Source organism: Stappia sp. TSB10GB4 (assembly GCF_900185745.1).
GTDB lineage: Bacteria > Pseudomonadota > Alphaproteobacteria > Rhizobiales > Stappiaceae > Stappia.
On sequence record NZ_FYAV01000028.1, the window covers coordinates 33,014 to 58,866 of the forward strand.

General features: G+C 66.2%; 26 protein-coding genes. 20 read left to right on the forward strand and 6 right to left on the reverse strand.

Going from position 1 to position 25,853, the window contains the following annotated elements:
• Window positions 1–13: 13 nt before the first annotated feature.
• A complete protein-coding gene (locus TSB10GB4_RS03805; RefSeq protein WP_208984412.1) occupies window positions 14–1,717 on the reverse strand; it encodes an adenylate/guanylate cyclase domain-containing protein in 1,704 nt (567 codons plus the stop codon).
• Between the two features lie 143 nt (window positions 1,718–1,860).
• On the opposite strand from TSB10GB4_RS03805, the gene TSB10GB4_RS03810 reads away from it, so the two are divergent.
• On the forward strand, window positions 1,861–2,208 hold the full coding sequence (locus TSB10GB4_RS03810; protein ID WP_186394628.1) for an ArsC family reductase: 348 nt from the start codon (window positions 1,861–1,863) through the stop codon (window positions 2,206–2,208).
• A gap of 8 nt (window positions 2,209–2,216) precedes the next feature.
• Here TSB10GB4_RS03810 and TSB10GB4_RS03815 read toward each other — a convergent pair whose 3' ends face one another.
• The 3 genes from TSB10GB4_RS03815 to TSB10GB4_RS03825 form a co-directional block, all read right to left on the reverse strand.
• A complete protein-coding gene (locus TSB10GB4_RS03815) occupies window positions 2,217–3,032 on the reverse strand; it encodes a creatininase family protein (RefSeq protein WP_186390283.1) in 816 nt (271 codons plus the stop codon).
• Between the two features lie 110 nt (window positions 3,033–3,142).
• Window positions 3,143–4,486 carry an 8-oxoguanine deaminase gene (locus tag TSB10GB4_RS03820; RefSeq protein WP_186394629.1) on the reverse strand — a complete coding sequence of 448 codons (1,344 nt, stop codon included), beginning with the start codon at window positions 4,484–4,486 and terminating at the stop codon, window positions 3,143–3,145.
• Window positions 4,487–4,667: 181 nt separating this feature from the next.
• Window positions 4,668–5,060 (reverse strand): RidA family protein, encoded by a 393-nt coding sequence (locus tag TSB10GB4_RS03825; RefSeq protein ID WP_186394630.1) that lies wholly within the window; start codon window positions 5,058–5,060, stop codon window positions 4,668–4,670.
• A gap of 533 nt (window positions 5,061–5,593) precedes the next feature.
• Here TSB10GB4_RS03825 and TSB10GB4_RS03830 point away from each other — a divergent pair.
• The 12 genes from TSB10GB4_RS03830 (at window position 5,594) to TSB10GB4_RS03885 (ending at window position 17,044) form a co-directional block, all read left to right on the forward strand.
• Window positions 5,594–6,619, forward strand: a complete 1,026-nt coding sequence (locus TSB10GB4_RS03830) for an ABC transporter substrate-binding protein (RefSeq protein ID WP_186394631.1) — start codon at window positions 5,594–5,596, stop codon at window positions 6,617–6,619.
• A 62-nt stretch (window positions 6,620–6,681) separates the two neighbouring features.
• Window positions 6,682–7,503: an ABC transporter ATP-binding protein gene (locus TSB10GB4_RS03835; RefSeq protein ID WP_186394632.1), complete on the forward strand. Its 822-nt coding sequence runs from the start codon at window positions 6,682–6,684 to the stop codon at window positions 7,501–7,503.
• Window positions 7,504–7,566: 63 nt separating this feature from the next.
• Entirely contained in the window at window positions 7,567–8,442 is an 876-nt protein-coding gene (locus tag TSB10GB4_RS03840; RefSeq protein WP_244293223.1) for an ABC transporter permease, read from the forward strand.
• Window positions 8,443–8,446: 4 nt separating this feature from the next.
• The gene (locus TSB10GB4_RS03845) at window positions 8,447–9,766 is read left to right on the forward strand and encodes a cytosine deaminase (RefSeq protein WP_186394633.1); all 1,320 of its coding nucleotides are present in this window, start codon (window positions 8,447–8,449) and stop codon (window positions 9,764–9,766) included.
• A gap of 3 nt (window positions 9,767–9,769) precedes the next feature.
• Window positions 9,770–11,170, forward strand: coding sequence for an FAD-binding oxidoreductase (locus TSB10GB4_RS03850; protein ID WP_186394634.1), 1,401 nt, complete (start codon window positions 9,770–9,772; stop codon window positions 11,168–11,170).
• 10 nt (window positions 11,171–11,180) lie between these two features.
• Complete coding sequence (locus TSB10GB4_RS03855) at window positions 11,181–11,762, forward strand: NAD(P)H-dependent oxidoreductase (protein ID WP_186394635.1); 582 nt, start codon at window positions 11,181–11,183, stop codon at window positions 11,760–11,762.
• The gene (locus tag TSB10GB4_RS03860; RefSeq protein WP_186394636.1) at window positions 11,762–12,349 is read left to right on the forward strand and encodes an NAD(P)H-dependent oxidoreductase; all 588 of its coding nucleotides are present in this window, start codon (window positions 11,762–11,764) and stop codon (window positions 12,347–12,349) included. Before TSB10GB4_RS03855 ends, TSB10GB4_RS03860 begins: the two co-directional genes overlap by 1 nt.
• A 198-nt stretch (window positions 12,350–12,547) precedes the next feature.
• On the forward strand, window positions 12,548–13,018 hold the full coding sequence (locus tag TSB10GB4_RS03865) for a MarR family winged helix-turn-helix transcriptional regulator (protein ID WP_186394637.1): 471 nt from the start codon (window positions 12,548–12,550) through the stop codon (window positions 13,016–13,018).
• A gap of 261 nt (window positions 13,019–13,279) precedes the next feature.
• Window positions 13,280–14,221 (forward strand): DMT family transporter, encoded by a 942-nt coding sequence (locus TSB10GB4_RS03870; protein WP_186394638.1) that lies wholly within the window; start codon window positions 13,280–13,282, stop codon window positions 14,219–14,221.
• An 83-nt stretch (window positions 14,222–14,304) separates the two neighbouring features.
• Window positions 14,305–15,441: a LacI family DNA-binding transcriptional regulator gene (locus tag TSB10GB4_RS03875; protein WP_208984414.1), complete on the forward strand. Its 1,137-nt coding sequence runs from the start codon at window positions 14,305–14,307 to the stop codon at window positions 15,439–15,441.
• Window positions 15,442–15,488: 47 nt separating this feature from the next.
• Window positions 15,489–16,457 carry a 2-hydroxyacid dehydrogenase gene (locus TSB10GB4_RS03880; RefSeq protein WP_186394639.1) on the forward strand — a complete coding sequence of 323 codons (969 nt, stop codon included), beginning with the start codon at window positions 15,489–15,491 and terminating at the stop codon, window positions 16,455–16,457.
• A 146-nt stretch (window positions 16,458–16,603) separates the two neighbouring features.
• Window positions 16,604–17,044 (forward strand): AprI/Inh family metalloprotease inhibitor, encoded by a 441-nt coding sequence (locus tag TSB10GB4_RS03885; RefSeq protein WP_186394640.1) that lies wholly within the window; start codon window positions 16,604–16,606, stop codon window positions 17,042–17,044.
• 16 nt (window positions 17,045–17,060) lie between these two features.
• Here the strand turns inward: TSB10GB4_RS03885 and TSB10GB4_RS03890 are convergent, their stop codons facing one another.
• A complete protein-coding gene (locus TSB10GB4_RS03890; protein WP_186394641.1) occupies window positions 17,061–18,239 on the reverse strand; it encodes a pyridoxal phosphate-dependent aminotransferase in 1,179 nt (392 codons plus the stop codon).
• Window positions 18,240–18,387: 148 nt separating this feature from the next.
• Here TSB10GB4_RS03890 and TSB10GB4_RS03895 point away from each other — a divergent pair, with 148 nt between their 5' ends.
• The 5 genes from TSB10GB4_RS03895 (at window position 18,388) to TSB10GB4_RS03915 (ending at window position 22,518) form a co-directional block, all read left to right on the forward strand.
• Window positions 18,388–18,846 carry a methylated-DNA--[protein]-cysteine S-methyltransferase gene (locus TSB10GB4_RS03895; RefSeq protein WP_186394642.1) on the forward strand — a complete coding sequence of 153 codons (459 nt, stop codon included), beginning with the start codon at window positions 18,388–18,390 and terminating at the stop codon, window positions 18,844–18,846.
• Window positions 18,847–18,990: 144 nt separating this feature from the next.
• Complete coding sequence (locus TSB10GB4_RS03900) at window positions 18,991–20,076, forward strand: GTP-binding protein (RefSeq protein ID WP_186394643.1); 1,086 nt, start codon at window positions 18,991–18,993, stop codon at window positions 20,074–20,076.
• 5 nt (window positions 20,077–20,081) lie between these two features.
• Window positions 20,082–21,056: a WD40 repeat domain-containing protein gene (locus TSB10GB4_RS03905; protein ID WP_186394644.1), complete on the forward strand. Its 975-nt coding sequence runs from the start codon at window positions 20,082–20,084 to the stop codon at window positions 21,054–21,056.
• Window positions 21,057–21,081: 25 nt separating this feature from the next.
• Window positions 21,082–21,579: a DUF2937 family protein gene (locus TSB10GB4_RS03910; protein WP_208984416.1), complete on the forward strand. Its 498-nt coding sequence runs from the start codon at window positions 21,082–21,084 to the stop codon at window positions 21,577–21,579.
• A 30-nt stretch (window positions 21,580–21,609) separates the two neighbouring features.
• On the forward strand, window positions 21,610–22,518 hold the full coding sequence (locus tag TSB10GB4_RS03915) for a LysR family transcriptional regulator (RefSeq protein ID WP_186394645.1): 909 nt from the start codon (window positions 21,610–21,612) through the stop codon (window positions 22,516–22,518).
• Window positions 22,519–22,549: 31 nt separating this feature from the next.
• On the opposite strand, the gene TSB10GB4_RS03920 is transcribed toward TSB10GB4_RS03915, so the two are convergent.
• Window positions 22,550–23,626 (reverse strand): Glu/Leu/Phe/Val dehydrogenase dimerization domain-containing protein, encoded by a 1,077-nt coding sequence (locus tag TSB10GB4_RS03920; RefSeq protein WP_244296464.1) that lies wholly within the window; start codon window positions 23,624–23,626, stop codon window positions 22,550–22,552.
• Between the two features lie 356 nt (window positions 23,627–23,982).
• Here TSB10GB4_RS03920 and TSB10GB4_RS03925 point away from each other — a divergent pair, with 356 nt between their 5' ends.
• Together TSB10GB4_RS03925 and TSB10GB4_RS03930 are read left to right on the forward strand one after the other, a co-directional pair.
• Complete coding sequence (locus TSB10GB4_RS03925) at window positions 23,983–24,633, forward strand: DUF1007 family protein (protein WP_186394646.1); 651 nt, start codon at window positions 23,983–23,985, stop codon at window positions 24,631–24,633.
• Window positions 24,634–24,643: 10 nt separating this feature from the next.
• Complete coding sequence (locus tag TSB10GB4_RS03930; RefSeq protein WP_244296466.1) at window positions 24,644–25,828, forward strand: nickel/cobalt transporter; 1,185 nt, start codon at window positions 24,644–24,646, stop codon at window positions 25,826–25,828.
• Window positions 25,829–25,853 lie beyond the last annotated feature (25 nt).

A 25,853-nucleotide genomic window follows, 5' to 3' on the forward strand; every position in this document is an offset into this window, starting at 1 on the left:
GGGGAGACCTGATTCAGGCGGGAGGGGAGCTGTGTCCGGTCAGAGTATCGACCAGACAGGCCGGCGGGTCGAGAGCGAAAACGTCGAGCGGTTCGCGCCGCCCCCTGACCGCGATCTCGGTTTTCCCGGCAATGCTGCAGGTGTAGCCGGCGGCCTCCAGCACGGCGCTCGAGACGACGAGGCTGTGTCCCAGTTCTTTCGTCGCCGTCTCCAGCCGGCTTGCGATGTTGACGACGTCGCCAAGCGCGGTGATCCGGGCGCTGGCACCGTTGCCGCTTACCGCGCCGATGCGCCCCAGGATCACCGGGCCGGCGTGCAGGCCCATCCCGACCCTGAGCGGCGCGTTCAGTTGCGGTCCCAGTTCGACGTTGAGGCGCTCCATGGTTTCGGCGATGGCGTTTGTCGCTGCGAGCGCGTTGCGACAGCCGGCCTGCAGCCCGTCCTTCATGCCGAAGATCGCCATGACACCGTCGCCGATGAACTTGTCGACATAGCCGCCGCAGGCTTCGACCGCCTTGGCGGTCTCGCCGAGATAACGGTTAAGGAGGAAGACAACGTCGTAGGAAAGCCGGTGCTCGGCAAGGCCGGTGAAGTTCCGCAGGTCGACGAACAGGATCGCCGCCGGCTGTTCGACGCCCCAGTGATAGGCATCGCCGTCCGATCCGGCGACGCGTGCTGCGCCGCTTGCCGGTACCAGGGGCTGGACCTTGAGGGGCGCTTGCGGCCGAACCTGGCACGCAAGGCGAATGTCCTCGCCTGCGCTGATGCGGGCGAGCACCTTCGCTTCGGTCGCGGACGGGGCGGGTAACGTGTCGAGGCCGTCGAGAATGCGGGTCCGGCAGGTCGAGCAGCGGGCGCGGCCACCGCAGACATCGGCATGGGGGATGCCGTTCATCTTGCTGATTTCCAGCAGGGTCGGACCGGGGGCGACCCTCACCAGCCGGTCGCCCGGATAGGTGATCTCGATGGTCTTGCGCGGGCGGCGCAGCAGCGCGCGAACCGCAATGGCGACGAGGGCCATCGCGACCAGTGCATAGAAGCCGTTGCGCAGCGCGGCGATCAGCGGATCCGACCAGACGGCCATCTCCGGCGTCAGAGGAAAGGGCGGGTTTTCTGTCAGGCGAAGACGTCGGGCCGCGTCGATCCAGCCCCAGGAGGCGAGAACGGGGACGAGCAGGGCGACGGCGAAAAGGGCGGGCTTGAATGGACCGTAGCCCGGCTTCGGGCGCAGCCAGAAATGCAGACCGATCATGCCGTGCAGCCAGACCAGCAGCATCAGCAGGGTCTGGTTGAAGACGAGGCCGGGCCACAGGACGCTGAGCACGTTGCGGTAGCTGTCCTCATAGCCGAATCGGTGGGCCAGACCGGCGGTGCCGATGGCATGGGGAATGAGCAGGAAGGGGATCGCCAGTCCCAGCAGCAATTGTGCCCATTGCCATGGCGGCAGGCGCAGGCTCCGCCGGCGGGCGGTCTTCCACAGGGCGAGGGCGACATGCACAAGAAGGGCGGAGAGCAGCAGGATTTCGCCGGGCGGGCTGCGCCACAGGGCTATGAAAACCAGTCGCCCGGTCTCCATCGCCTCGATCGACCAGATGCCGAGCATGTGATTGAGGAAGTGGCTGAACGCGAAGGCGAGCAGAACGAGGCCGCTGGCCAGCCGCAGCCCCTGCCGGATTCCTTGCCCGTCCGCGGATGCGGGCGTCTTTCTCTGTGCCATACAAGCCGCCGTCCGCTCGTCCCGCATCTTGCGGGAAGGTCACGTCTTCAGGAGCCCGGCCTTGACGCTGCAAGTGCCGGTCGCCCATCCTGCGGCGACCCTTGGCGATCTCTCGCCAACCCCTCCTGTCAGGAACCCTGACCATGGCCGCCATGCTCTACGGTATAGCCAATTGCGACACGGTGAAGAAGGCTCGCCGGTTTCTCGACGAGAACGGCGTCGCCTACACCTTTCACGACTACAAGAAGGCCGGTATCGACGAAGGCCTGCTGCGGTCCTTCTTCCAGGTCTTCGGATGGGAAGCGGTGGTCAACACGCGCGGAACCACCTGGCGCAAGCTGCCCGACGAGACGAAAGCTCGAGCCGCCGGCGACGCCGGAGCGCTCGCCGTGCTGCTGGACCATCCGTCCGCGATCAAGCGGCCGATCTATCACGATGGCGACCGCTGGCTGATCGGCTTCGATCCCGCGTCCTGGTCGACGCTGCGCTGAAGTTCGCCTCAGGCTTCGCCATCCGGCGTCCACAGTCGGCCGAGATCGAAGGCGTGCATGTCTTTCAGCAATTCGACGAAACCGCGCGCGGCATGGTCGAGCGAGGCCTCGCCCTTGGCGGCCGTGGCGGCTGAAGCGTTTCCGACCGTTCCGGCCGGGTTGAGGTCCTGCGCCTTCCAGCCGAACTGGGCCGGCCCATGGCCGCGCAGGTGCTTGAACTCGCGCAGGAAGTCGAGCTGGGTCGAGCGGAAGTCTTCTGCCTTGCGCATATGCACCAGATCCGGGCGCAGATAGAGCATCAGCGATGTCTCGATATCGCCGCCATGGATGCCATAGGTGAACTCCTCGTCCGGGAAGACACCGTGCGGCTGGCCGAAGCGCGACCAGCCGGTCGCGGTGACCAGCATGTCGTGCTTCACCCGGAGTTCGCGCGCGACGATGTCGATCAGCGGCACGTTGCCGCCATGCGAGGTGACGAGGACCAACTTGCGCACGCCGGCGCGGAACACGCTTTCGCCGATCTCGACCCAGGCACGGGTCGCCGTCTCCCAGGACAGCGTCAGCGTGCCTGGCGAGGAGATGTGCTCGTTGGACTTGCCGATGGCCTGAACGGGGAGGAATGTCGCCGGCACGTCGCGCGGCAGCAGTTCCAGCACGCGCGAGATCTGGCCTTCGGCAATGCAGGTGTCGGTGAAGACCGGCAGGTGCGGGCCGTGCTGCTCGATCGCCGCCACGGGCAGCACCGCGATCCACGACGAAGTGTCGGCATTGGCGAAGTCGAAGGCGGTCATCTCGTGCCAGAAGCGGCGGGGCAGGTCGGTCATGTCGTGCAGCTCTCGTTGGCGTGGCGGTCCTTGCCGCATGGAAGGGCCGAAGGCGGGGAGACCGGTCGCATCGCCCGGCCTCCTGTCATGTGGGCCCTGCGGGCCGGTCGTCAAAGCGCTTCGAGGAAGCGTTTCGCCGCGGCGCCGTGCTCGGCGCGCAGGCGTTCGATATCGATATGGACGGGACGGCCGTCGACCACCTTCCAGTCGCCGGCGACCATCACCCGGTTCGCCGTATGGGCGCCGCACAGGATCAGCGCGGCGAGCGGATCGCCGGCGCCGGAAAAACGCAACTCGTCCAGCCGGTAGAAGGCAAGATCGGCCTGCTTGCCGACGGCAATGGCACCGAGGTCCTTGCGCCCGAGGCAGCGGGCCGAGCCTTCGGTCGCCCAGCGATAGGTGTCGAAATGGGTCACCGACGCCGCGTCATAGGTCAGCCGGTTGATCATCAAGGCGTGGCGCAGGCTTTCCATCAGGTTGGAATTGTCGTTGGAGGCCGAACCGTCGACGCCGAGGCCGACCGGGCAGCCGGCGGCTTCCAACTCCTTCGTCCGGCACTGGCCCGAAGCCAGCGTCATGTTGGAGGTCGGGCAGTGGCACACGCCGACGCAGGCATGGCCGAGGCGCCGCACCTCGTCATCGTTGAAATGGATGCCATGCGCCAGCCAGACGCGCTCGTTGAGCCAGCCGCATTCCTCCAGATAGTCGACGGGCCGGCACTGGAAGTGGTGCAGGCAGTAGTCGTCCTCGTCGATGGTCTCGCCGAGATGCGTGTGCAGGCGGCAGTCGAAGCGCTCGGCCAGCGTCACGCTCTCGCGCATCAGCCGCTTGGTGACGGTGAAGGGCGCGCAAGGGGCAAGCGCCACCTGGATCATCGCGCCCTCGGACGTGTCGTGATAGCGCGACAGGACCCGTTCGCAGTCGGCAAGGATGGTGTCCTCGTCCTGCACGACCGTGTCGGGCGGCAGGCCGCCGTCCTTCTGGCTGAGGTTCATCGAGCCGCGCGTCACCGTCATGCGGATGCCGAGACGGGTGGCCTCCTCAACCTGGATGTCCATGGCGTTCTCGAGGCCGGCCGGGAAGAGATAGTGATGGTCCGAGGCGGCGGTACAGCCCGACATCAGCAGCTCGGTCAGGGCAAGGCGGGTGCCGAGCCGGAAGGTCTCCGGCGTGACGTTCCTGGCCCAGATCGGGTAGAGCGCCTGGAGCCAGGGGAACAGTTCCTTGTTGATGGCGCTGGGATGGGCGCGCGTCAGCGTCTGGAAGAAGTGGTGATGGGTGTTGATCAGGCCGGGAATGACCACCTCGGACGAGGCGTCATGGGTCTCGTCCACCGGGCTTGACGGCTCCCTGCCGGCCGTTACGAGTTCGGTGATCCGGCCGTTTTCCACCACGATGCCGCGGGCGGCGTTGTCGGCAAGGATGGCGAGCGGGTCCTTGATCCACATGCGCATGAATGTGCGTCCTGTTGTCGGGTCGACCTGCAGGCTTGGATAGCGGCCCGAAGCCGCCCGAGTTCCGCACAGGGAAAGGGTTGCGTGATTGGCGCCGGCCGAGAGTATCGTCCGGCGCAATTGCAAGCCTAGCAGAGGCGGCGAAGAGCCGGCAACGGGCTCCTGCTGCCGGCCTCGCGAATCACCGCTCGGATGCGGCGGCGATCACTTCCACCTCGACAACGAATTCGGGTCTGGCGAATCCCGAGACGATCATCAGCGTCGAGGCGGGCGGGGGCGAACCGGTGAACTCGTCGCGTGCCTTCATGTAGCCGGCAAGGTGCTCGCGGCCCGTCACATAGGCGTTGATCCGCACCATGTCGGAAAAGCCCATGCCGGCAGCCGCCAGGATGCGGCCGATATTCTCGAAGCACAGGCGGGTCTGGCCTTCCACATCGGCCGGCACGGCGCCTTGCGAATCGATGCCGAGCTGACCGGAGCAGACGACTAGCCGGCGGCCCGCCGGGACTTCCACCGCGTGACTGTAGCGGGCAAAGGGCGGGGCCATGTCGGGCGGCGTGATTGCTCTGGTCATCGGACCTCCTGGAGTTAGGCGGGGGCATCGGCCCTGTGCGAAGGCACCGGGCGGCTGCGCGCGTGGCTGGACAGGCATCCTAGCCGCGGCGCATTCCCAACGGAAATGCACCTTCGGATGTCATGCCGGGAAGCCCTGACCCTGATCAAATTTCCGGCGGAGAGGTTGACCGCAATGCCGCTTTTTTGTGCGTGCAAGCTGGGTTAGTGTCTGCTGTCGACGCCTTGAGGCGCCGCCTGCGGCGTTTGACCTAGTCGATTTTGCGACTGTCCTTTCGGCGAGGGCTCCAAAAACGGTTCCGCCCTCTAAAGGATTGTCAAAATCGGCTGGTATCTCAAGGGGCGTGGCACGTCGATTGCTGTGCTTTGAGGAGATGGCTGCAATTTGAGCGTGGCTGATCCTCAAGGGCCGATCATACTCGGTCGGCTCAGGCGGATCTCGCTCGCGGAGCGGGGATTGCCGAAAAAAGAACGGGACGGTGGCCCGACGCAGGCCGACGCGAACTTGGACCATTTCTGGAGGCGAACAGCATCATGCGGACAGTATCGAAGAGCGCCCTGCTTGGAGGGGCGGCACTTGCGCTTGTTTCGGTTTCGACGGGTGGGGCGCTTGCCCAGGAGGCGGTGACGTTTGGCACCAACTGGCTGGCCCAGGCTGAGCATGGTGGCTACTACCAGGCCGTTGCTGACGGCACCTACAAGGCCTGCGGCCTCGACGTCACCATCGTGACCGGCGGACCGCAGGTCAACAACCGCGCGCTCATGCTCGCCGGGAAGATCGACTTCCTGATGGGTGGCAACATGCTGCAGGCGTTCTTCGCCTTGCGCGAGGACATTCCGATCGTGGTCGTGGCCGCGGACTTCCAGAAGGAGCCGCAGATCATCCTGACGCATCCCGGCAAGTACGAGAGCTTCGAGGCAATGGCCGGTACGGCGCCGCTGCTGATCGGCGACAACGGCTTTGCCTCTTACTATCAGTGGATGATCTCCGAATACGGCTTCACCGTCGAGCAGCGGCGTCCCTACACGTTCAACCCGGCGCCGTTCCTTGCCGACCCGGCGGCCGGCCAGCAGGGCTATGTCACCTCCGAACCCTTCGCCGTCGAGCGCGAGGGCGGTTTCGCTCCCGACATCTATCTGATCGCCGACTACGGCTTCAGCACCTATGCCACCACCGTCGAGACCATGGCCGACACGGTCGCCAACCGTCCGGAGGTGGTGAAGTGCTTCGTCGAAGGGTCGGCGATCGGCTGGTACAACTATCTGTACGGCGACAACTCGGCGGCCAACGAGGCGATCAAGGCCGACAACCCGGAAATGTCCGACGAGCAGATTGCCTTCTCCATCGACAAGATGAAGGAGTTCGGCATCGTCGATTCCGGCGATACCGAGACGCTGGGCATCGGCGCCATGACCGACGAGCGGATGACCGATTTCTACGACAAGATGGTCAAGGCGGGTGTGATCGAGGACGGCCTCGACATCAAGAAGACCTACACGCTCGACTTCGTGAACAAGGGCGTCGGCCTCGACATCAAGAAGACGCTGACGGGGAACTGACCAGCCTTGTCCACTCACGGAATGATCCGGCCGGCGCGGCCGGCAGTGTCGGGGGGCGCGCGATGAGCGCCTCCTCTTCAGCGTCCGCGGGGAGGGAGACCTCCCCGCGGACACCGATCGTCTCGCTGCAGCGGGTGTCGAAGACCTTCGCCAATGCCACGGTGGCGTTGAAGGACATGACGCTGGACATCAACAGCGGCGAGTTCGTCAGCCTGCTGGGCCCCTCCGGCTGCGGCAAGTCGACGGCCCTGCGCATTATCGCGGGACTTTCCAGCCCGACGGCGGGGCGGCTGCTGTGGCCGGACGAACGGCCGGGCGCGCGCGACCACGCCATCAGCTTCGTGTTCCAGGAGCCGACCCTGATGCCCTGGGCGACGGTGTTCGATAATGTTCACCTGCCGCTCAAGCTGAAGGGCAGTTCGGCCGAGACCTCCCGCACCGCCGTCATGGAGGCGCTGGAGATGGTCGGGCTGGAGAGGTTCGCCAGGAGCTACCCGCGCGAACTGTCCGGGGGCATGAAGATGCGGGTCTCCATCGCGCGGGCGCTGGTGACAAAGCCGCGCCTGCTGCTGATGGACGAGCCTTTCGCGGCGCTCGACGAGATCACCCGCTTCCGCCTCAACAACGACCTGCTGCGCCTGTGGGAGGAGTTCGGCTGGACGGTGATCTTCGTGACCCATTCGGTGTTCGAGAGCGTCTATCTCTCCAACCGGATCGTGGTCATGGCGGCGCGGCCCGGGCGGGTCGTGGCCGACCTTGCCGTGGATGCGCCCTATCCGCGGGACGAGACCTTCCGCACCTCGCATGTCTATTCGGACCATTGCCGGAATGCGTCCGAGGCGCTGCAGGCGGCGATGGCAAGCGAAGACGACGATCACCATTGATCGGTGGGTCCGGAGTGCCCGGGCCTTCCGAGTTTCCTGCCGTACAGCCAGAGGACCGACCGCATGACGGCCAACCTGGACACGACTGCAAGCCGGAACGGAGCCGCGATGCCGACGGCCGACCCGGCGGAACTCGCCAAGGCCCGCCGCGAGCGGATCGACCGCACCGCGCGCTGGCTGCTGCCGGTCGTGGTCATGGTCGCCACCATTGCCCTGTGGCAGTGGTATGTCGTCGCCTATAAGGTGCCCCACTACATCCTGCCGGGCCCCGACCGGGTGGTGCAGGCGCTGGTCGCGGACTGGTCGACCCTTTGGCCGGCCCTCCTGATCACCATCGCGATCACGCTCGGGGCGCTGGTCATCGCCACCATCGGCGGCGTCGGGCTCGCGGTGCTCTTCGCCCAGTCGAAATGGGTTGAGATGTCCTTCTTTCCCTATGCGGTGATCCTGCAGGTGACGCCCGTGATCGTCATCGCGCCGCTGATCTTCATCTATGTCCCCTCGAAGATCGCCGGATTGCTGATCTGCGCCTGGATCGTTGCGTTCTTCCCGATCCTGTCGAACACGACGCTCGGCCTGAATTCTGCCGACCACAACCTGCGCAACCTGTTCCAGCTCTACGGTGCCACCCGCTGGCAGACGCTGCGCTATCTGCGCCTGCCCTCGGCGCTGCCCTATTTCCTCGGTGGCCTCAAGATCGCCGGCGGCCTGTCGCTGATCGGTGCCATCGTCGCGGAGTTCGTCGCAGGTACCGGGGGCCTCGGCTCCGGCCTTGCGTTCAAGATCCTCGAGGCGAGCTACCGGCTGAACATTCCGCGCATGTTCGCCGCGATCCTGCTGATCTCGGTCACCGGCATCATCATCTTCGCCAGCCTGAGCGTACTGTCGCATCTCCTGCTGCGCCACTGGCACGAGAGCGCGATCAAGCGGGACACCTGATGCAATGACCCATGCCATGCCAGACGTTCCAGCAACCGGCAGGGTCCTGCTGGCCAATGCGACCCTGCCGAGCGCCGTCACCGGCGGCACGCTCAACCATCTCGGCGACGGCCTCGGCCGGGCCGACATCCAGATCGAGCATGGCGAGGTCACGGCCATCGCGCCGCCGGGCCTGTTGACAAGCCGCGAGGGGCTGGCGGTCGTCGATCTCGACGGCGGCCTGGTGCTGCCCGGTTTCGTCGACATGCATACCCATCTCGACAAGGGGCATATCTGGCCGCGCCGGCCCAATCCGGACGGGACCTTCGCCGGCGCACTCGAAGCGGTGAAGACGGACCGGCCGGCATGCTGGACGGCGGCGGATCTGCGCCGGCGCATGGAGTTCGCCCTGCGCTGCGCCCATGCCCATGGCACGGTGATGATCCGCACGCATCTCGACAGCATTCCGCCGCAGGAGGAGATCAGTTGGCCGCTCTTCGCCGAAATCCGGCAGGAGTGGGTGGATCGGATCGAACTGCAGGCCTCGGCCCTTTACGGCGTCGAGAGCCTACTGATGCCCGGGTTTCTCGATCAGATCGCCGATACGGTGTTGAAGACCGGCGGCACGCTCGGCGCGGTCACCTATATGGTCGAAGGGCTGGAAGGGCATATCGATGCGCTGTTCCGCGCCGCCGCCGAGCGCGGGCTCGACCTTGATTTCCATGTGGACGAGACGGCGGACCCGGAGGCGCGCTCGCTTGCGATGATCGCCGAGGGCGCGCTGCGCAACCGCTTCGAGGGACGGATCGTCTGCGGTCACTGCTGCTCGCTGGCGCGCCAGCCGGAGGACGAGGTCGACCGCACGCTCGATCTGGTGGCCGAGGCCGGGATCGGCGTCGTGTCGCTGCCGCTCTGCAACATGTATCTGATGGACCGTCAGGCCGGACGCACCCCGCGTTGGCGCGGCGTGACGCTGCTGCATGAAATGAAGGCGCGGGGCATTCCCGTCGCCGTCGCCTCCGACAACACGCGCGATCCGTTCTATGCCTATGGCGATCTCGACATGGTCGAGGTGTTCACGCAGGCGATCCGCACCCTGCATCTCGATCACCCGTCGGGGGACTGGATCCGCACGGTGACGACGACGCCCGCAAGCCTGCTCGGCGACCCGACGCGCGGGCGGATCGACGCGGGCCTGCCCGCCGATCTGGTCCTGTTCCGGGCGAGGACCTGGAACGAACTCTGCGCCCGTCCGTCCGGTCCGCGCCAGGTCCTGCGGGCGGGCATTGCCCTTGACCGGACGCTGCCCGACTATCGAGACCTCGACGATCTGATGGAGCCTTGACGCATGTATGACATCGCCGCGCTGAAGGCCGCCCTTGACGGGATGGCGATCGAGGACAATCCGCAGATCGTGCGGCAGAAGAGCCGTGATTTCTTCTGGTACTCGCCGGTGCTGAAGCGCCAACTGGAGGACGTCACCGCCGATATCGTCGTCAGCGCCCGCAGCGAAGCGGACGTGATCCGCGTCCTGAAGGCCTGCTATGAACTCGACATTCCGGTGACGACGCGCGGCGCCGGAACCGGCAATTACGGTCAGGCGATGCCGCTCTCCGGCGGCGTGGTGCTGAGCCTTGCCGAGATGAACGCCGTTCTGGAGACCGGCCGCGGCTTCGTGCGCGCCGAAGCGGGCGCGATCATGTCGGCCATCGACGATGCCGTACGTGCGACGGGGCAGGAGTTGCGGATCCATCCCTCCACCTACCGGACGGCAACGATCGGCGGCTTCATTGCCGGCGGCTCCGGCGGTATCGGTTCGATCAACTGGGGCGGGCTCCGGGATTTCGGCAACATCCTCTCGCTGAAGGTCGTGACGATGGAGGCGGAGCCGCGGGTGCTGACGCTCTCCGGCGCCGACCTGCACAAGGTCAGCCATGCCTATGGCACCAACGGCATCATCACCGAGGTGAGCGTGCCGCTGACCGCCGCCTATGACTGGGTCGACGTGCTGGTCGGCTTCGACGATTTCGCGGGCGCGGCGCGCTATGCCAATGCGCTGGCCAATCAGGACGGCATCCTGACCAAGGAAATCGCTCCCATCGCGGCGCCGCTGCCGCACGATTATTTCCTGCGGCACCGCAAGTTCCTGCGCTCCGACCAGTCGGTTTGTGCCGTGATGGTGGCGCCCTTCGCGATGGATGCCTTCGATGCCTTCACCCGGCGCCAGGCGGGCGCGGGGATCCTCTACCGCTCGGATCTGGCGAGCGAGGAGGAGAGCAAGGGGCTGCCGCCGGTCTATGAACTGACCTGGAACCACACGACCCTGCGCGGCCTCAGGGTGGATCCGACGATCACCTATCTGCAGGTGCTCTACCCCTTCCCCGATCATGTGCAAAAGGCGGTGAAGCTTTCGCAGATGCTCGGCGACGAGGTGCCGGCGCATCTGGAATTCGTGCGCTTCGACGGCAAGATCACCTGCTTCGGCCTGCCGGTGGTGCGCTATACGACCGAGGAGCGGCTCAACGAGATCATCCGCATCCACGAGGATCTCGGCTGTCCGATCTTCAATCCGCACCGCTACACGCTGGAAGAGGGCGGGATGAAGCAGACCGACGCGGTGCAGCTTGCCTTCAAGGGGGAAGCGGATCCGAAGGGGCTGCTCAATCCGGGCAAGATGATCGCCTGGGAGAACCCGGATTTCGATTTCTCGGCCGAGCAGACCTTCCTGTTCCCCGGCCTGGCGCGATAGGCCGGATCGCATGCGCGTGCTGCTGATCCATGCGCATCCGGTGGAGGAGAGCTTCTCCGCCGCGCTGAAGGACGAGGCCTTGCGGGTGCTCGTGGCCGCCGGCCATTCGGTCGAGGTCTGCGATCTTTACGCAAACGGCTTCGATCCGGTCCTTAGCCGCGAGGAGCGGCTTTCCTATCACGATCTCGATCGCAACCGGGAACCGGTCGCGGACTATGTCGCTCAGGTGCTGCGGGCGGAGGCGATCATTCTCGTCTATCCGGTCTGGAATTTCGGCTTTCCGGCGATCCTGAAAGGGTATTTCGACCGGGTGTTCCTTCCGGGGGTCTCGTTCCGGATGCGGGAGGGCAAGGTGGTGCCCAACCTCCAGCATGTGCGCAGGCTTGTCGCGATCACCACCTATGGCGGCAGCCGGCTGCGGGCTTTCCTGGTCGGCGATCCGCCGCGCAAGCTGGTCTGCCGGGTGCTGCGTGCCCTGATCGCGCCGACCGGGCGGCTCTCCTATCTTGCGCTCTACGATATGAACAGGATCGACGCGGCCGGACGCTCGGCTTTCGTCGCACGCGTGACGGCGCAACTCGAGAGGCTTTGATGCGCGTTCTTGTGATCTTCAGCCACCCCGCATCGGACAGTTTCTCGGCGGCATTGTGCAAGACGGCCGTGGACACGCTCACGGCTGCCGGCCACGAGACGCGCCTTACCGACCTTTATGAGCAGGGCTTCGATCCCGTGATGCACGCGGGCGAATGGCGACGCTATGCCGATCCGGCCGTGAACCGGGATCCGGTTGCCGATCATGTTGACGACCTGTTGTGGGCGGAGGCGCTGCTGTTCATCTATCCGACCTGGTGGTACGGCCTGCCGGCGATGCTGAAGGGCTATCTCGACCGGGTCTGGATCCCGCATGTGACGTTCGATATTCCCACCGAAACCAGCGGGACGCGGCCGCGCATGCAGCACATCCGCAAGATCGCCGTGGTGACGACCTGCGGCGCCTCCTGGCTGATCTCGAAGCTTGTGGGCGAGCCGGGCCGCAAGACGGTTTTGCGCGGCATTCGGCTTCTGTGCCACCCGCTGTGCCGGGTCCGGTATCTCGCCCATTACAAGATGGATACGTCCACTGCGGAGAGCCGCGCGCGCTATCTGGCAAAAGTGAAACGCTCGCTTGCGAGCTGGTAAGCCGTCTTGGGAGCCGGCGCGCCGCTCCGGGCGATGGCACAGGTTGCTCGCCTTCGGACAATTCCTCTTTGATTCCCCGCCGTTCAGGTCGCATTATGCAGGCGTGTGCCGCGCACCCGCTGCCCCGCATGCCGGGCAGGAACACGAGTTTCGTTCGCTGTCATCAAGCTTTCATTTGCCGGCATTAGAAGGCGAAACATGGCGTTCAATTACAAAAAGAGCGTGACGTTTCGCCTGGCGCAAACCGCCAAGGCCCATCGTTCGCGCGCAGGCATCCACCTCTCCCGGATCGGTCTTCATCCGGGCCAGGAAGCTGTGCTCAAGATCCTGTCCGAAAACGACGGACAGACCATGAGCCAGCTCGCGGCCGTGCTTTCGGTGCAGCCGCCGACGGTCACCAAGATGGTGACCCGGCTCTCGGCTCAGGGTTTCCTGCGCCGGGCGGCCTCGGAAACCGACGGGCGTCTTGCCCGCGTCTTCCTCACGGACGAGGGCAGGGCGCTGGTCGAGACGGTCGATCGGTCGTGGAAGCGGCTGGAACGGGAGGCGCTTGCCGGCCTCGACGAGAAAGACCGCAAGAAGCTGCGCAAGCTGCTTCGGCAGGTGGAAAAGAACCTCGGCTCGCGCACGGTCGAAGAGGTCGACCTGGAACTCGACGAAGTCGACTGACGTGCCTGCCGGATTGGTGTGGTTGCTCCTGTCGTCTCCGCCGGAGACGACTAGCGGTCGTTCGGGCATCCGCCTCGCCGATCTGCGCCTGCCGGTCGGCCGGGTTGCTCTCAGCGCATAGCCGGTGTGCAATTCCGCGACATGACAAGTCGCAAGATTCCCTGATCTAGTCTAATTAATAGGACAAATGCACGATTCCGGTCGTGATCGATGGAGTGCGCCGACCGACGGCCCCTGTCGACAGGCGAGTGAGGGCACATCTTGGATTCCTTGCAGCGGGCGGCCAGCGGCTGGGCCCGGCTCATCCCCGAGCGTTTCGTCGGCATCGCGCTGATCTGTTTCGCCTTTCTGTGTTTCTCCTGCCTCGACACGACGGCCAAGTATCTCGGCCAGTTTCTGCCGACGGAGCAGGTCGTGTGGATGCGTTTCATGACGCATATCCTCTATGGCGTCCTGCTGTTCCGCCTTTGGCGGATGCCGCAGGTGCTGCATACGCGCCGCTGGGGACTGCAGATCCTGCGAGCCCTGTGCCTGCTTGGATCGACCGCCTTCAACTTCTTCGCGATCCGCTACATGCAATTGGCCGAGACGGTGTCGATCATGTTCGCAGCGCCGTTCGTGGTGACGGCGCTGGCCGGGCCGCTGCTCAACGAATGGGCCGGCCTGCGCCGCTGGATCGCGATCATCGTCGGGTTTATCGGCGTCCTGGTGGTCACCCGTCCGGGCTTCGGCGAGATGCACTGGGCAGCGCTGCTGTCGGTCTGCTCGATGCTCTGCTACGCGATCTACGTGCTGACGACGCGCATGCTGACCCAGACCGATTCGCCCGTCGGCATGCTGATGATCTCGGCCATTGTCGCCGCCGCGGCGATCTCGCCCTTCGGCATTTCCGCCTGGCAGACCCCGTCGAGCGTCTGGCACTGGGTGTTGCTGCTGTCGACCGGCGCCCTTGGCGGCATCGGCCATTTCGCTCTGATCCGGGCGCATATGCTGGCGCCCGCCCCGGTGCTGGCGCCTTTCATGTACACGCAGATCCTCTGGATGGTCGCCCTCGGCTATCTCGTCTTCGCCGACGTTCCGACCGTCTACACGGTGATCGGCGCATCTATTGTCACCGCTTCCGGCCTCTACATCCTCTATCGCGAGCGCAAGATCTCCCGTGCCGAGGTCGCCGCCGAGGCGGCCTCGCAGGGGCGGGGGTAGGACATCTTGTGCGGCGACCGGGGATGGGTAATCCTTCAATCGATTAGGGTCGCCGTTCGGCGGCCCGAACCGAGGGGCGGAGCGTGAGCGACAGATCTTCGGGACGCCAGGGCCGCCCGAGCGCAACGGCGGCAGTGGTGCCGGCCGGTGAGGACAGCGGCAGGGCGATTCTGCCCGCCCCCGCGCGTATGCCGGTGCGGCGAATCACACTGGGCGACATGGCGGCGGAGCTGAAGGTGTCGACGGCGACGGTCTCGCTGGCCCTGCGCAATTCGCCGCTGGTTGCCTCCGAGACGCGCGAACGCATCAAGGCGCATGCCCGCAGCGTCGGCTATATCTACAACCGCTCGGCCGCTGCCCTGCGGACGGCGCGCTCCAACATGGTCGGGATTGCGGTTCACGACATCCTCAATCCCTATTTCGCCGAAGTCTTCCGGGCGCTGGAGGATGAACTTGGGCGCGAGCAGCAGGTCGTGCTGATCTGCAATCATCGCGACGACGTGCGCCGTCAGCGCGGTTTTGTCGACAGCCTGCTGCAACACCGTATCGACGGGCTGGTGCTGTGCGCGTCCGTCGACACCACCGCTGCCGAGATCAACCAGTTGGTGGAGACCGGCATTCCGGTGACGCTGATCTGCCGCGACGTCGAGGGCGCTCGTGCGCCGGTGGTGCGGGGCGACGACGTTGCCGGCGGACGGATGCTGACCGAGCATCTGATCGCGCAAGGCCACGAGCGCATCGCCATGGTCGGTGGCAGGCGGCGCAGTTCGGCCGGGCGCGACCGCAATCTCGGCTGGCGACAGGCGCTGGAGGAAGCCGGACTCGATCCGGCTGCGCAGGTCGACATTCCCGAACTGATGACCCAGGCGGACGGCCGCGAGGCGGTGCCGGCGCTGCTTGCCGCCCGTCCGCAGCCGACCGCCGTGTTCGGTTTCAACGATCTGATCGCCTTCGGCCTTACGGCGGCGCTGAAGCGAAGCGGCGTCGAGCCGGGCACGGGCATGGCGATCGGCGGGTATGACGATACCGATGGCGCCGCCGGCGGCTCGCCGTCGCTGACATCGGTGTGCAACAACCCGGCCCGGATCGGCCGAGAGGCCGCCGGCCTGATCCTGCGCCAGATCGGCGGGGAGACGGTCGGCGACGAGCGCCGCCTGATCGAACCGAGCCTCACCGTCCGCGAGAGCACGCCGCCACCGCGCGGGGGCCGGTCCGGCTGACCATATCCACCATCCGTCACATGCAATCTGACAGGGAGAGAGACACAATGGCGCTGGCCGAAATCCTCATGCTCGGGCGGATGCTGCCGCTCGTGGAGACGAGCCTCGACAGGCACTTCACCGTCCACCGGGTGGCGGCGGTCGATGTCGCGGACCTGCCGGAGGATCTCTGCGCCCGGGTGCAGGCGGTGGCGGGCGGGGCACATGTGCCCGTCAATGCCGCGCTGATCGACCGCCTACCGGCGCTGGAGATCGTCGCCAATTTCGGTGTCGGCTACGATTCCGTCGATGCTCGCCATTGCGCGACGAAGGGCATCTGCGTCACCAATACCCCCGATGTGCTGAGCGAGGAGGTTGCCGATACGGCGATGGCGCTGCTGCTGATGGCGGCGCGCGAACTGCCGGCGGCCGAGCGCTATCTGCGCGCCGGCCAATGGGTCGCCAAGGGTCCCTATCCGCTGACCCGCGCCACGCTGCGCGGGCGCAAGCTCGGCATCCTCGGCCTTGGCCGCATCGGCAAGGCGATTGCCGTGCGGGCCGAGGCGTTCGGGCTCGAGATCCACTATCACGGGCGCTCGCGCCAGCCGGACGTTGCCTATCACTATCACGAGACGCTGCTGGGCATGGCCGAAGCCTGCGACACGTTGATGGTCGTGGCGCCCGGCGGCGCCGCAACGCGGGGCATCGTCAACGCCGAGGTGCTGAAGGCGCTGGGCTCCGAGGGCATCGTCGTGAACATCGGCCGCGGCACGGTCATCGACGAGCCGGCGCTGGTCGCGGCCCTGCAGGATGGCACCATCCTGTCTGCCGGCCTCGACGTGTTCGAGGACGAGCCGCGGGTGCCGCAGGCGCTCATCGACATGGAGCATGTCGTCCTGCTGCCGCATGTCGGATCTGCCTCCCAGCACACCCGCAACGCCATGGGGCAACTCGTCGTCGACAACCTTCTGTCCTGGTTCCGGGACGGCAAGCCGGTTACGCCCGTCGCCGAGACGCCTTTCGCCAGAAAGGTTTAATCAAGCTTAACGAAGCGTTAATCGGTTCAGTCGATCCTGTTCGTGCCGTGGTCGGGTGTGGTGGTCCGGATGGTACCGGTTTCCCCTCCGCGCCCCGGCTCTCCCGGATGCGCCACTTGCGCAAGGTCAGGAACAGGATCGGGATCATGGCGCTTTACATGCAACGGATCGGCGTTCTCGTCGCCGTCACGCTGTTCTCGCTGGTGTTCTTCGGCACCGGCCTGACGGGCGCACAGCCGGTCGAGGCGCGCGTCGCCGGACAATGGCAGCTCATCGACGAGGTGTCGGGTGCGGTGTGCCGGCTTCATCTCAAGGCGGAGGAGGCAGGTGGCGCGTTTCCGCGCGATGCCTTCCGGGCCGACACGACCTCCTGCACGAGCCCGGTCGGGGGCGAGTTGCCGCAGCTTGGCTGGCGTGTGCCGCCGGAGGGCGGCATCGAGTTCGTCCTTGCCAATGGCAGCGTGCTCGCCGCCTTCGATGTGGGGGAGAGCGAGGGGCTCGCCTCGGTGGCGCCGACCGGCGCCTTCCTGCTGCTGGTGCCCGAGCGGGCAGTGGCGCTGTCGGCGCTTATTCCGACAGCGCATTGATCCGGCGTCTCAGGGCTTATTTGGCCTTGTCCGACAGGAACTGACCCATGCGCTCCAGCGCGCGGGCTATGTTTTCGGCCGAGTTGGCGTAGGACAGGCGGATGTAGCCCTCACCCAGGATGCCGAAGTCCGGCCCGCCGATGGTGGCAACGCCGGTTTCTTCCAGCAGCGCGCTTGCCAAGGGCTTCGCCTTCCAGCCGGTCGCGGAGATGTTGGGGAAGGCGTAGAAGGCGCCCATGGGGGTGCGGGCGCTGACCCCGGGCAGGGCATTCAGACCATTCACCACCAGCTTCCGGCGCTTGTCGAACTCCCGCATCATGTCGGCGACCGCATCCTGCGGTCCCTCCAGTGCGGCAAGGCCGGCATATTGGGCGGGTGCGTTGACGCAGGACCAGCAGTTGACAGCGAGCTTGCGTGCCTTGTCGATCAGGGCCTGCGGCCAGACCGCATAGCCCATGCGCCAGCCGGTCATGGCATAGGTCTTCGACCAGCCGTCGAGCAGGATCAGCCGGTCGCGGATCGACTCGAACTCCAGCAGCGAGGTGTGGACCGCCCCGTCATAGGTCATCTGGCCGTAGATCTCGTCCGACAGGATGGCGATGTCGGGACGTGCGGCAAGGCCAGCCACCAGCTTTTCGATTTCGGCGCGCGGCGTCACGCCGCCGGTCGGGTTGGCGGGCGAGTTGAGGATGATCAGCCGGGTCTTCGGCGTCAGCAGGCCGAGCGTTTCCTCCGCGGAGAAAGCGAAATCGTTTTCCTCGCGGATCGGCACCGGCACCGGCGTTGCGCCGGTGAACTCGATCATCGACCGGTAGATGGGGAAACCGGGATCTGGATAGAGGATCTCGGCGCCCGGCTCGCCGAACATCAAGATCGCCATGAACATGGTGACCTTGCCGCCGGGCACGATAACGACCTTGTCGGGATCGATGGCAACGCCGGTGCGCTTTTCGATATCGGCGGCAACGGCTTCGCGTAGGGGCAGGATGCCGGTCGCCGGCGTGTAGCCGTGATGGCCGTCGCGCAGCGCCTTCACCGCGGCTTCGACAATATGGTCCGGCGTGCGGAAATCGGGTTGGCCGATGCCCAGATTGATGATGTCCTTGCCGGTGCGGGCGAGTTCGGTGGCGCGCGCCAGCACGGCGAAGGCGTTCTCCTCGCCGATCCTATTGAAGCCTTCGATGGTTTTCAGCATGGGTCCTCCCGGCGCCGTGCGGCAATATCGCCGCCCGGCATGGTCATGATAGGTTTGTCGGAGCCCTTGATATCGTGGGCTCCGTACTTGTGGAAGTGGATCGGGGGCGGGAGGGCTTGCCGGTCAATGGATTCGCGGAGGGATAGGTGTGAATCACGTCGCACATCTCGACACGCCGGTCGGTCCGCTCGAAATCGAGGCGGAGCGCGATGCGATTGTGCGTGTCGGCTGGGGGCGTCGGCGCGATCCCTCGCCGACGCCGCTGCTGGAGGAGGCGCTGGATCAGCTACGCCGGTATTTCGGCGGCAGTCTGACACGGTTCGACCTGCCGCTGGCGCCGGCCGGCAACGATTTCCAGCAGGCGGTGTTTCGCGAGCTATTGGCCATTCCCTATGGCGAGACGCGCAGCTATGGCGATCTGGCGGCCCGGCTGTCCACCTATGGACAGCCGGTCGGCCAGGCCTGCGGTGCCAACCCGATCCCGGTGATCATTCCCTGCCACCGGGTGCTGTCGGCCAGCGGGCTCGGCGGCTATTCGGGCGAGGGCGGCAGCGAGACCAAGATCGCTCTTCTCAAACTCGAGGGCGGGTTTCCCTTCCTCCTCTAGCCGTCTGCGGAGCGGTGTTGCGCGCCGCGCTTTGCCAAGGCGCGGAAAATTCGCTACTGCGGTGGACAACGCATCCCATATTCACGGGAACGCACGGCAGGCGATCCTCGCCGGGCCGCGCCCACGTCAGACACAGGCAAGCCCATGACCCTATCCCAGGACAGCAAGATCCCCGTCACCGTATTGACGGGCTATCTCGGCGCCGGCAAGACGACGCTGCTCAACCGCATTCTCAGCGAGAACCACGGCACCCGCTATGCGGTGATCGTCAACGAGTTCGGCGAGATCGGCATCGACAACGAGTTGCTCGTCGAATCCGACGAGGAAATCTTCGAGATGAACAACGGCTGCATCTGCTGCACCGTGCGCGGCGACCTGATCCGCACCGTCGAGAACCTGATGAAGCGCAAGGGCAGCTTCGACGCCATCGTGGTCGAGACCACCGGCGTTGCCGATCCGGCCCCGGTCGCGCAGACCTTCTTCATGGACGAGGATGTGCGCGCCAAGGCCAAGCTCGACGCGGTCGTCACCGTCGTCGACTGCCGCCATGTGCTGCAGCGGCTGGCCGACACGGAGGAGGCCGAGGACCAGATCGCCTTTGCCGACGTCATCCTGCTCAACAAGACCGACCTGGTGACCGCCGACGAGTTGAAGGCGGTGGAGAGCCGCATCCAGTCGATCAACCCGTATGCCAAGCTGATCCGCAGCGAGCGCTGCGCGGTGCCCCTGGACGAGGTGCTGAACCGGGGCGCCTTCGACCTGGAGCGGATCCTGTCGCTCGATCCGCATTTCCTGGAGGAGGCGGAGCACACGCACGAATGCGGGCCGGACTGCGACCACGACCATCACCATCACGACGGCCATGACCATGACCATGACCATGACCACGATCACGGCCATGGTCATCACCACCATCATCACGACCATGACGCGCCGCATTCGGTGAAGAGCGTGTCGATGACGGCGGGAGAACTCGATCCGCAGGTGTTCTTCCGCTGGATCGGCGACATGACCCAGGTCAACGGGCCGAACATCCTGCGCCTCAAGGGCATCATCGCCTTCCGGGATGACCCGCAGCGTTATGTGGTGCAGGGCGTCCACATGATCCTGGAAGGCGACCATCAGCGCGACTGGAAGGACGGGGAGCCGCGCCTCAGCCGGCTGGTGGTAATCGGTCGAGAGCTCGATTTCGATGCGCTCGAGATCGCCTTCAAGGCCTGCGAGGCCTGAGCGACATGGTCTCGGTCGCTCCGCTTGACCTGAGCGGTTTCGTCGTGGCGGCTGCCTTCCTCAAGGGGCAGCCGGCCTTTGCCTCCGGCGACGGTGCGGTGCTCCTGCTGACGGATGCAGGCGAGCGTCGCATTCGCCTCCATGACGGCGGCTTGCTCGTCGCCTGCCGGACGCTGGAGGGCGATGCGCTGCTCTCCGGCGGTGACGACGGCACGGTGCGCCGGCTCGGCGCCGATGGCACTGTCGAGACGCTTGCCGAGATGCCGCGCAAATGGATCGACCTGCTTGCCGCCGGGCCGCAGGGCAGCCTCGCCTTCGGCTCGGGACGCAGTGCCATGGTTCGGCAGGCCGACGGCAGCGTGAAGGACTTTTCGCAAGCCCGCGCGGTCGGCGGGCTTGCCTTCGCGCCCAAGGGACTGCGGCTCGCCATCGCCCGATATGACGGGGCGACGCTGCAATTCGTCAACACCGCCGCCGCACCTCAGCAGCTTGAGTGGAAGGGCGCGCACAAGGACGTCACATTCTCGCCGGACGGAAAGTATCTGGTGACGACCATGCAGGAGAACGCGCTGCATGGCTGGCGCCTCTCCGACGGGCAGGACATGCGGATGACCGGATATCCCGGAAAGGTCCGTTCGATGAGCTGGTCGGCCAAGGGACGGTATCTTGCGACCTCCGGCGCCAATGCCGCGATCCTGTGGCCCTTCTTCGGCAAGAGCGGGCCGATGGGCCAGCAGCCGCTGCAACTTGGGGCTCGTGGCGACCAGATGGTGACGCGGGTCGCCTGCCTTCCGGATGAGGATGTGGTGGCGATCGGCTATCAGGACGGGCTGGTGCTCTTTGCCCGGTTCTCCGACGGTGAGGAGTTGCTGGCCCGGCGACCGGGGGCGGGGGCGGTGAGCGCGCTGGCCTGGGACGACGGCGGCACGCGGCTTGCCTTCGGCACGGAGGCGGGAGAAGCGGGATTGATCTCGCTTTAGGCGCAACGCAAGGGAGGGTCGGGAGATGATCGCTCGCACCATGGCGCTGGCCGCCGCGCTTCTTGGCGGCGTCACCACGTCCCAGCTTCCCGAGTTTGCCCAGCAATACCGCCAGCGTCTTGGCGGGGCCATCGATGCCCTGACCCAGGTGGTCGAGGAGTTTCGCGCCGACGCCGCGGCTCATGGCCTGACGGTGGGCGAGGCCATCGACAGGCTGGAGGGCTCCGCCGACCGGCTCGTCGCTGCCCAGGGCGAGCGGGCGCAGCGGGCACTTGACCGTCTCGATGGACTGAGGCGGCAGCAGGACGCCTTTCGCGAGGCGGGGCCGTTCGGCCGGCTCGTCGTGATGGCCCGCGATCTCGATCCGCAGATTGCCAGCCGCGCCTTCGAGGATTTCGAGCCGGCGGTGCCGGCGACGATAGAGGGCGCGGTGGCCGCCGGTGGCGGTTTCCTGTCCGTGCTGTTCGGCGCCGGCCTCATCGGCCGGGCGGCGCGGCGGTTTCGCCGCCGGCGGAATGCCTGACGCAAGCGCGCGGGCAGAAGAGGGGACAGCATGGACACGCTCAGCCGGATGCGCTGCTTCCTGAAGGTGGTGGATGCGGGCGGTTTTTCCGCTGCCGCGCGCGAACTCGGCCGCTCCAAGGCGCTGGTCTCGAAATATGTCGGCGAGCTGGAGGACGAACTTGGCGCAAGGCTGCTCAACCGTACCACCCGCCAGATCTCGATGACCGAGGTCGGTCACGCCTTCTACAAGGAGGCGAGCGATATCCTCACCCGCATCGACGACCTGAAGGCCTCTATCCAGAACACCCATCAGGAAGCCCGAGGCACCTTGCGGATCTCGGCCCCGCGCTCGATGGGTGACGATTTCCTCAATCCGGCGATCATGGCCTTTCTCGCCGCCGAGCCGCAGATTTCGGTCGACCTGCGGCTTGAAGACCGCTTCGTCGATCTTGTCGAGGAAGGGTTCGATGCGGCGATCCGGGTGGCGGAACTGACCGATTCCAGCCTGATCGCTCGCAAGCTTGCGCCGTTTCGCGGCGTGGTCTGCGCCTCGCCGGAGGCGATTGCCCGGTTCGGCCGACCGCAGCACCCGCAGGACCTGGCGAACCTGCCCTGCATCATCGACAACAATTACCGGTTCCGGAACAACTGGCAGTTCCAGGCAGACGGGAGCCGCATCAGTGTGCCGGTGAAGGGACGGGTGGAGGTCAACAGCGCCGAGGCAGCGCGCGCCGCGGCCGTCGCCGGTCTCGGCTTTCTGCGCATTCCCTATATCTTCGTGCACCGCGAGCTAGCGGACAGGCGCCTCGAACCGCTGCTGGAGGGGTTCCATCCGGAGGGGCAGGCGATCTATGTCGTCTACCCGCATCGGCGGCACCTGTCGGGCAAGGTGCGCGCCTTCGTCGATTTCCTCAGCGAGTGGTTCGCCGAGCGGCGGCGGCAGGGCGAGGTCTGCTGATCCCGCGCCTGCTCGCCGACAGCCGCTGCGCTCAGGCGGCGGCCAGCCGCTCCTCGGCCAGCGTGTCGGCCACCTTCTGCGTCGGCAGCGACAGGCGTTCGGCCCGCTCGAAGATACGCGTCAGCGTCTCGTCGATCGCCTCGACCTTCCGGCGAACCAGCGCATCGTCGCCGCCGGGCGTTGCCAGCGCGATGGAGATCACGCCGCCGGCATTGATGGCATAGTCCGGCGCATAGAGGATGCCGCGCTGGCGCAGGGCTTCGTCATGGCGTTCTTCGGCGAACTGGTTGTTGGCGGCTCCCGCGACGATCCCGGCCCGGATCTGCGGGATCGTGTCGTCGTTGAGCCCGGCGCCAAGGGCACAGGGGGCGAAGACGTCGACCTCGGCTGCATGGGCGCGATCGGCATCAATTGCCTCGGCGCCGAAGCGGGCAACGGCGTCTTCCAGGGTCGGCGTGTGGATGTCGGCGAGCACGAGACGCGCACCGGCACGGTGCAACTGTCCGGCGAGATCCATGCCGACATGGCCGAGGCCCTGGACGCAGACCCTGCGCCCCTCCAGGCTGTCGGAGCCGAAGCGGTGGCGCAGGGCCGCGCGGATGCCGCAGAAGACGCTGAGTGCGGTGTAGGGCGAGGGATCGCCGAGGCCGGTCGCACGGGTGCCGCGTACATGTTGGGTGCGGGTGGCGACGATTTCCATGTCCGGCGCACTGATGCCGACATCCTCGGCGGTGACGTAGGTTCCGCCCAATCGGTCGACCTGGGCGCCGAACGCGGCGAGCAGGTCCGGCGTCTTGGCGCTGCGTGCGTCGCCGATGATCACGGCCTTGCCGCCGCCGAGGTCGAGCCCGGCGAGCGCGTTCTTGTAGGTCATGCCGCGCGACAGGCGCAGCGCGTCGGTCAACGCCTCGGCGCTGTTGGCATAGGCCCACATGCGGCAGCCGCCGAGCGCCGGGCCGAGGCGGGTGTCGTGGACGGCGATGATGGTGAACAGGCCGCTGGCGCGGTCATGGCCGAACACGACCTGCTCGTGGCCGCGAAATTCCGGATGATCGAACATGCCGTCCTCCATCGACTGAAGCTTCCGGCTGATCACGGGGGCGTTCATGACATGTCTCCTCGCGCCTCTCGGGGCGCTGCGCATGGATGCCGACCGGGGCACATTGCCTCACCATGGGAGGCGGGGCCGCAGGACATCGTTCCTCTCTCCATGAGGAAAATATAGGCATCCTCTGCGGAAATTCGGTTCTTTCTGTTCGCAGCCAGACTTAAAAAAACACGTTTTCATCCTTATCACCCGTAGTGTTGGGAAATTTCGTCTCGCTTGCCTCCCCGGGGGGATGTCTCCGCGCGCCGCGCATGCCGGAAGATCCGATGGGGCTGGTTGGACGCGCTGCCTTGCTGTCGCCGCGAAGTTTGCCAATATCGGCGTCACGGATTCGAAGATGAGGAGTGCCTCGGCGCATGTGGAAGGCCGGAATGTTTGCCGCGGCCCTGACGGTCGGCCTTGCTGGCGCGGCCGGTGCTCACCCGCATGTCTTCGTCGAGTCGCGCGCTGAAGTGGTCTTCGATGAGGCCGGACGCCTGTCGGCAGTCCGACATATCTGGCAGTTCGACGAAGCTTTCACCGCGTTCGCGGTGCAGGGGCTCGATGAGAACGGCGATGGCGAATTGTCCCGAGAGGAACTGCAGCCGCTTGCCGAGGTCAATGTGGAGTCGCTCGCCGAATACGACTTCTTCACGTTCCTGCACCACAACGGCACCGACATCGCCTTCGAGCCGCCGCACGAATATTGGCTCGATTTCTACGGCGGCCGGCTGACGCTGTTCTTCACCCTGCCGTTGCGCGAGCCCCGAGTGGTGGACGCTTCGACGGTTGAGCTCGACGTGTTCGACCCGGCCTATTTCGTTGCCTTCGAGATGACGCCGGAGACGCCCTTCGTGCTGGTCGGGGCACCGCAAACCTGCACGCTTGACTTCACGCCGCCACCGGAACTGGATCCGCAGACCGCGACCGTTCTTGCAGCAATCCCGCAGAGCGAGCGGCAGTTGCCACCCGATCTGATGCAGATCACCGAGACCCTCTCCAACTCGGCGAGGATCGGCTGCAAATGAGGCATTTCCCGTGAAACTGTCGATGATCCGCAGCGCCCTGCCGGCCTCCTCGCCCGTGCCGCTCGCCCTTGCGCCGCTCGCCCTGGCGTTGGTCTGCCTTGCGCTGGCAGCCGGGCCGGCGGTCGCCGCGCCCTCGCCCTTCGGTGTTGGCCTCGTTGAACCGTCCTACGCGCCGGGCGGCATTCTCTCGGGTGTTTTCGGCTGGATCGCCCAGCAGCAAAAGGCCTTCTATACCTCGCTGACGGCGGCGATCAAGGCGATGAAGGAGGACGGCAGCGCCGCTTGGTGGCTGATGGGGCTTTCCTTCCTCTATGGCGTCTTCCATGCCGCAGGACCGGGACACGGCAAGGCGGTGATCTCGTCCTATGTCCTTGCCAATGGCGAGACCCTGCGGCGCGGCATTCTGCTCTCCTTCGCGTCGGCTTTCGCCCAGGCGGTGACGGCGGTGGCGGTGATCGGCATTGCGTCCGTGTTGCTGCGGATGACGGCGATCGCCATCACCGAGACGACCCGCTGGTTCGAGGTGGGATCCTATGCGGTGGTCGCGCTGCTCGGTGTCTATCTCGTCTGGCGCAAGATCCTGCGGCCGCTGCTGACGCCGCGGCGACCGGTGGCGCTGGGCGCGCAGGCGGTGGTCGCCTGCGCCCATGATCACGGTCACGGTCACGATCATGGGCATTCGCACACCCACAGTCACGGTCATGATCACGGCCACAGCCACGGGCATCATCATGCCCATGCCCATGCCCATGCTCATGCTGACGGGCACGGCCATGCGCATGCCCATCCTCACACGCATTCGCATGAGATGGGGGAGGTGTGCGGCAGTTGCGGCCATGTGCATGCGCCGCCGCCGTCGATGCTGACAGGGGAGTTCTCCCTGACGCGGGCCTGGTCGGTGATCGTGGCCATCGGTCTGCGGCCGTGCACCGGCGCCCTGGTGGTGCTGGTCTTCGCGATCTCGCAGGGTCTTGCCCTTGCGGGCGTCGCGGCGACCTTCGCCATGGCGGTGGGCACGGGCCTGACGGTGTCGCTGCTGGCGGTGATGGCGGTGGTCGCCAAGGAAGTGGCCCTGCGCAGCGTGGGAGGTCGCGCCGCCGCCCGCCTGCATGCCGGGATCGAGGGGTTCGCCGCCCTCGTCGTGCTCCTGCTCGGAACCTCGCTGTTGATTGCGGCTGTCGGCTGGGGCGGCTGACGCCCGCCTTCGTTCCGTGGAACGT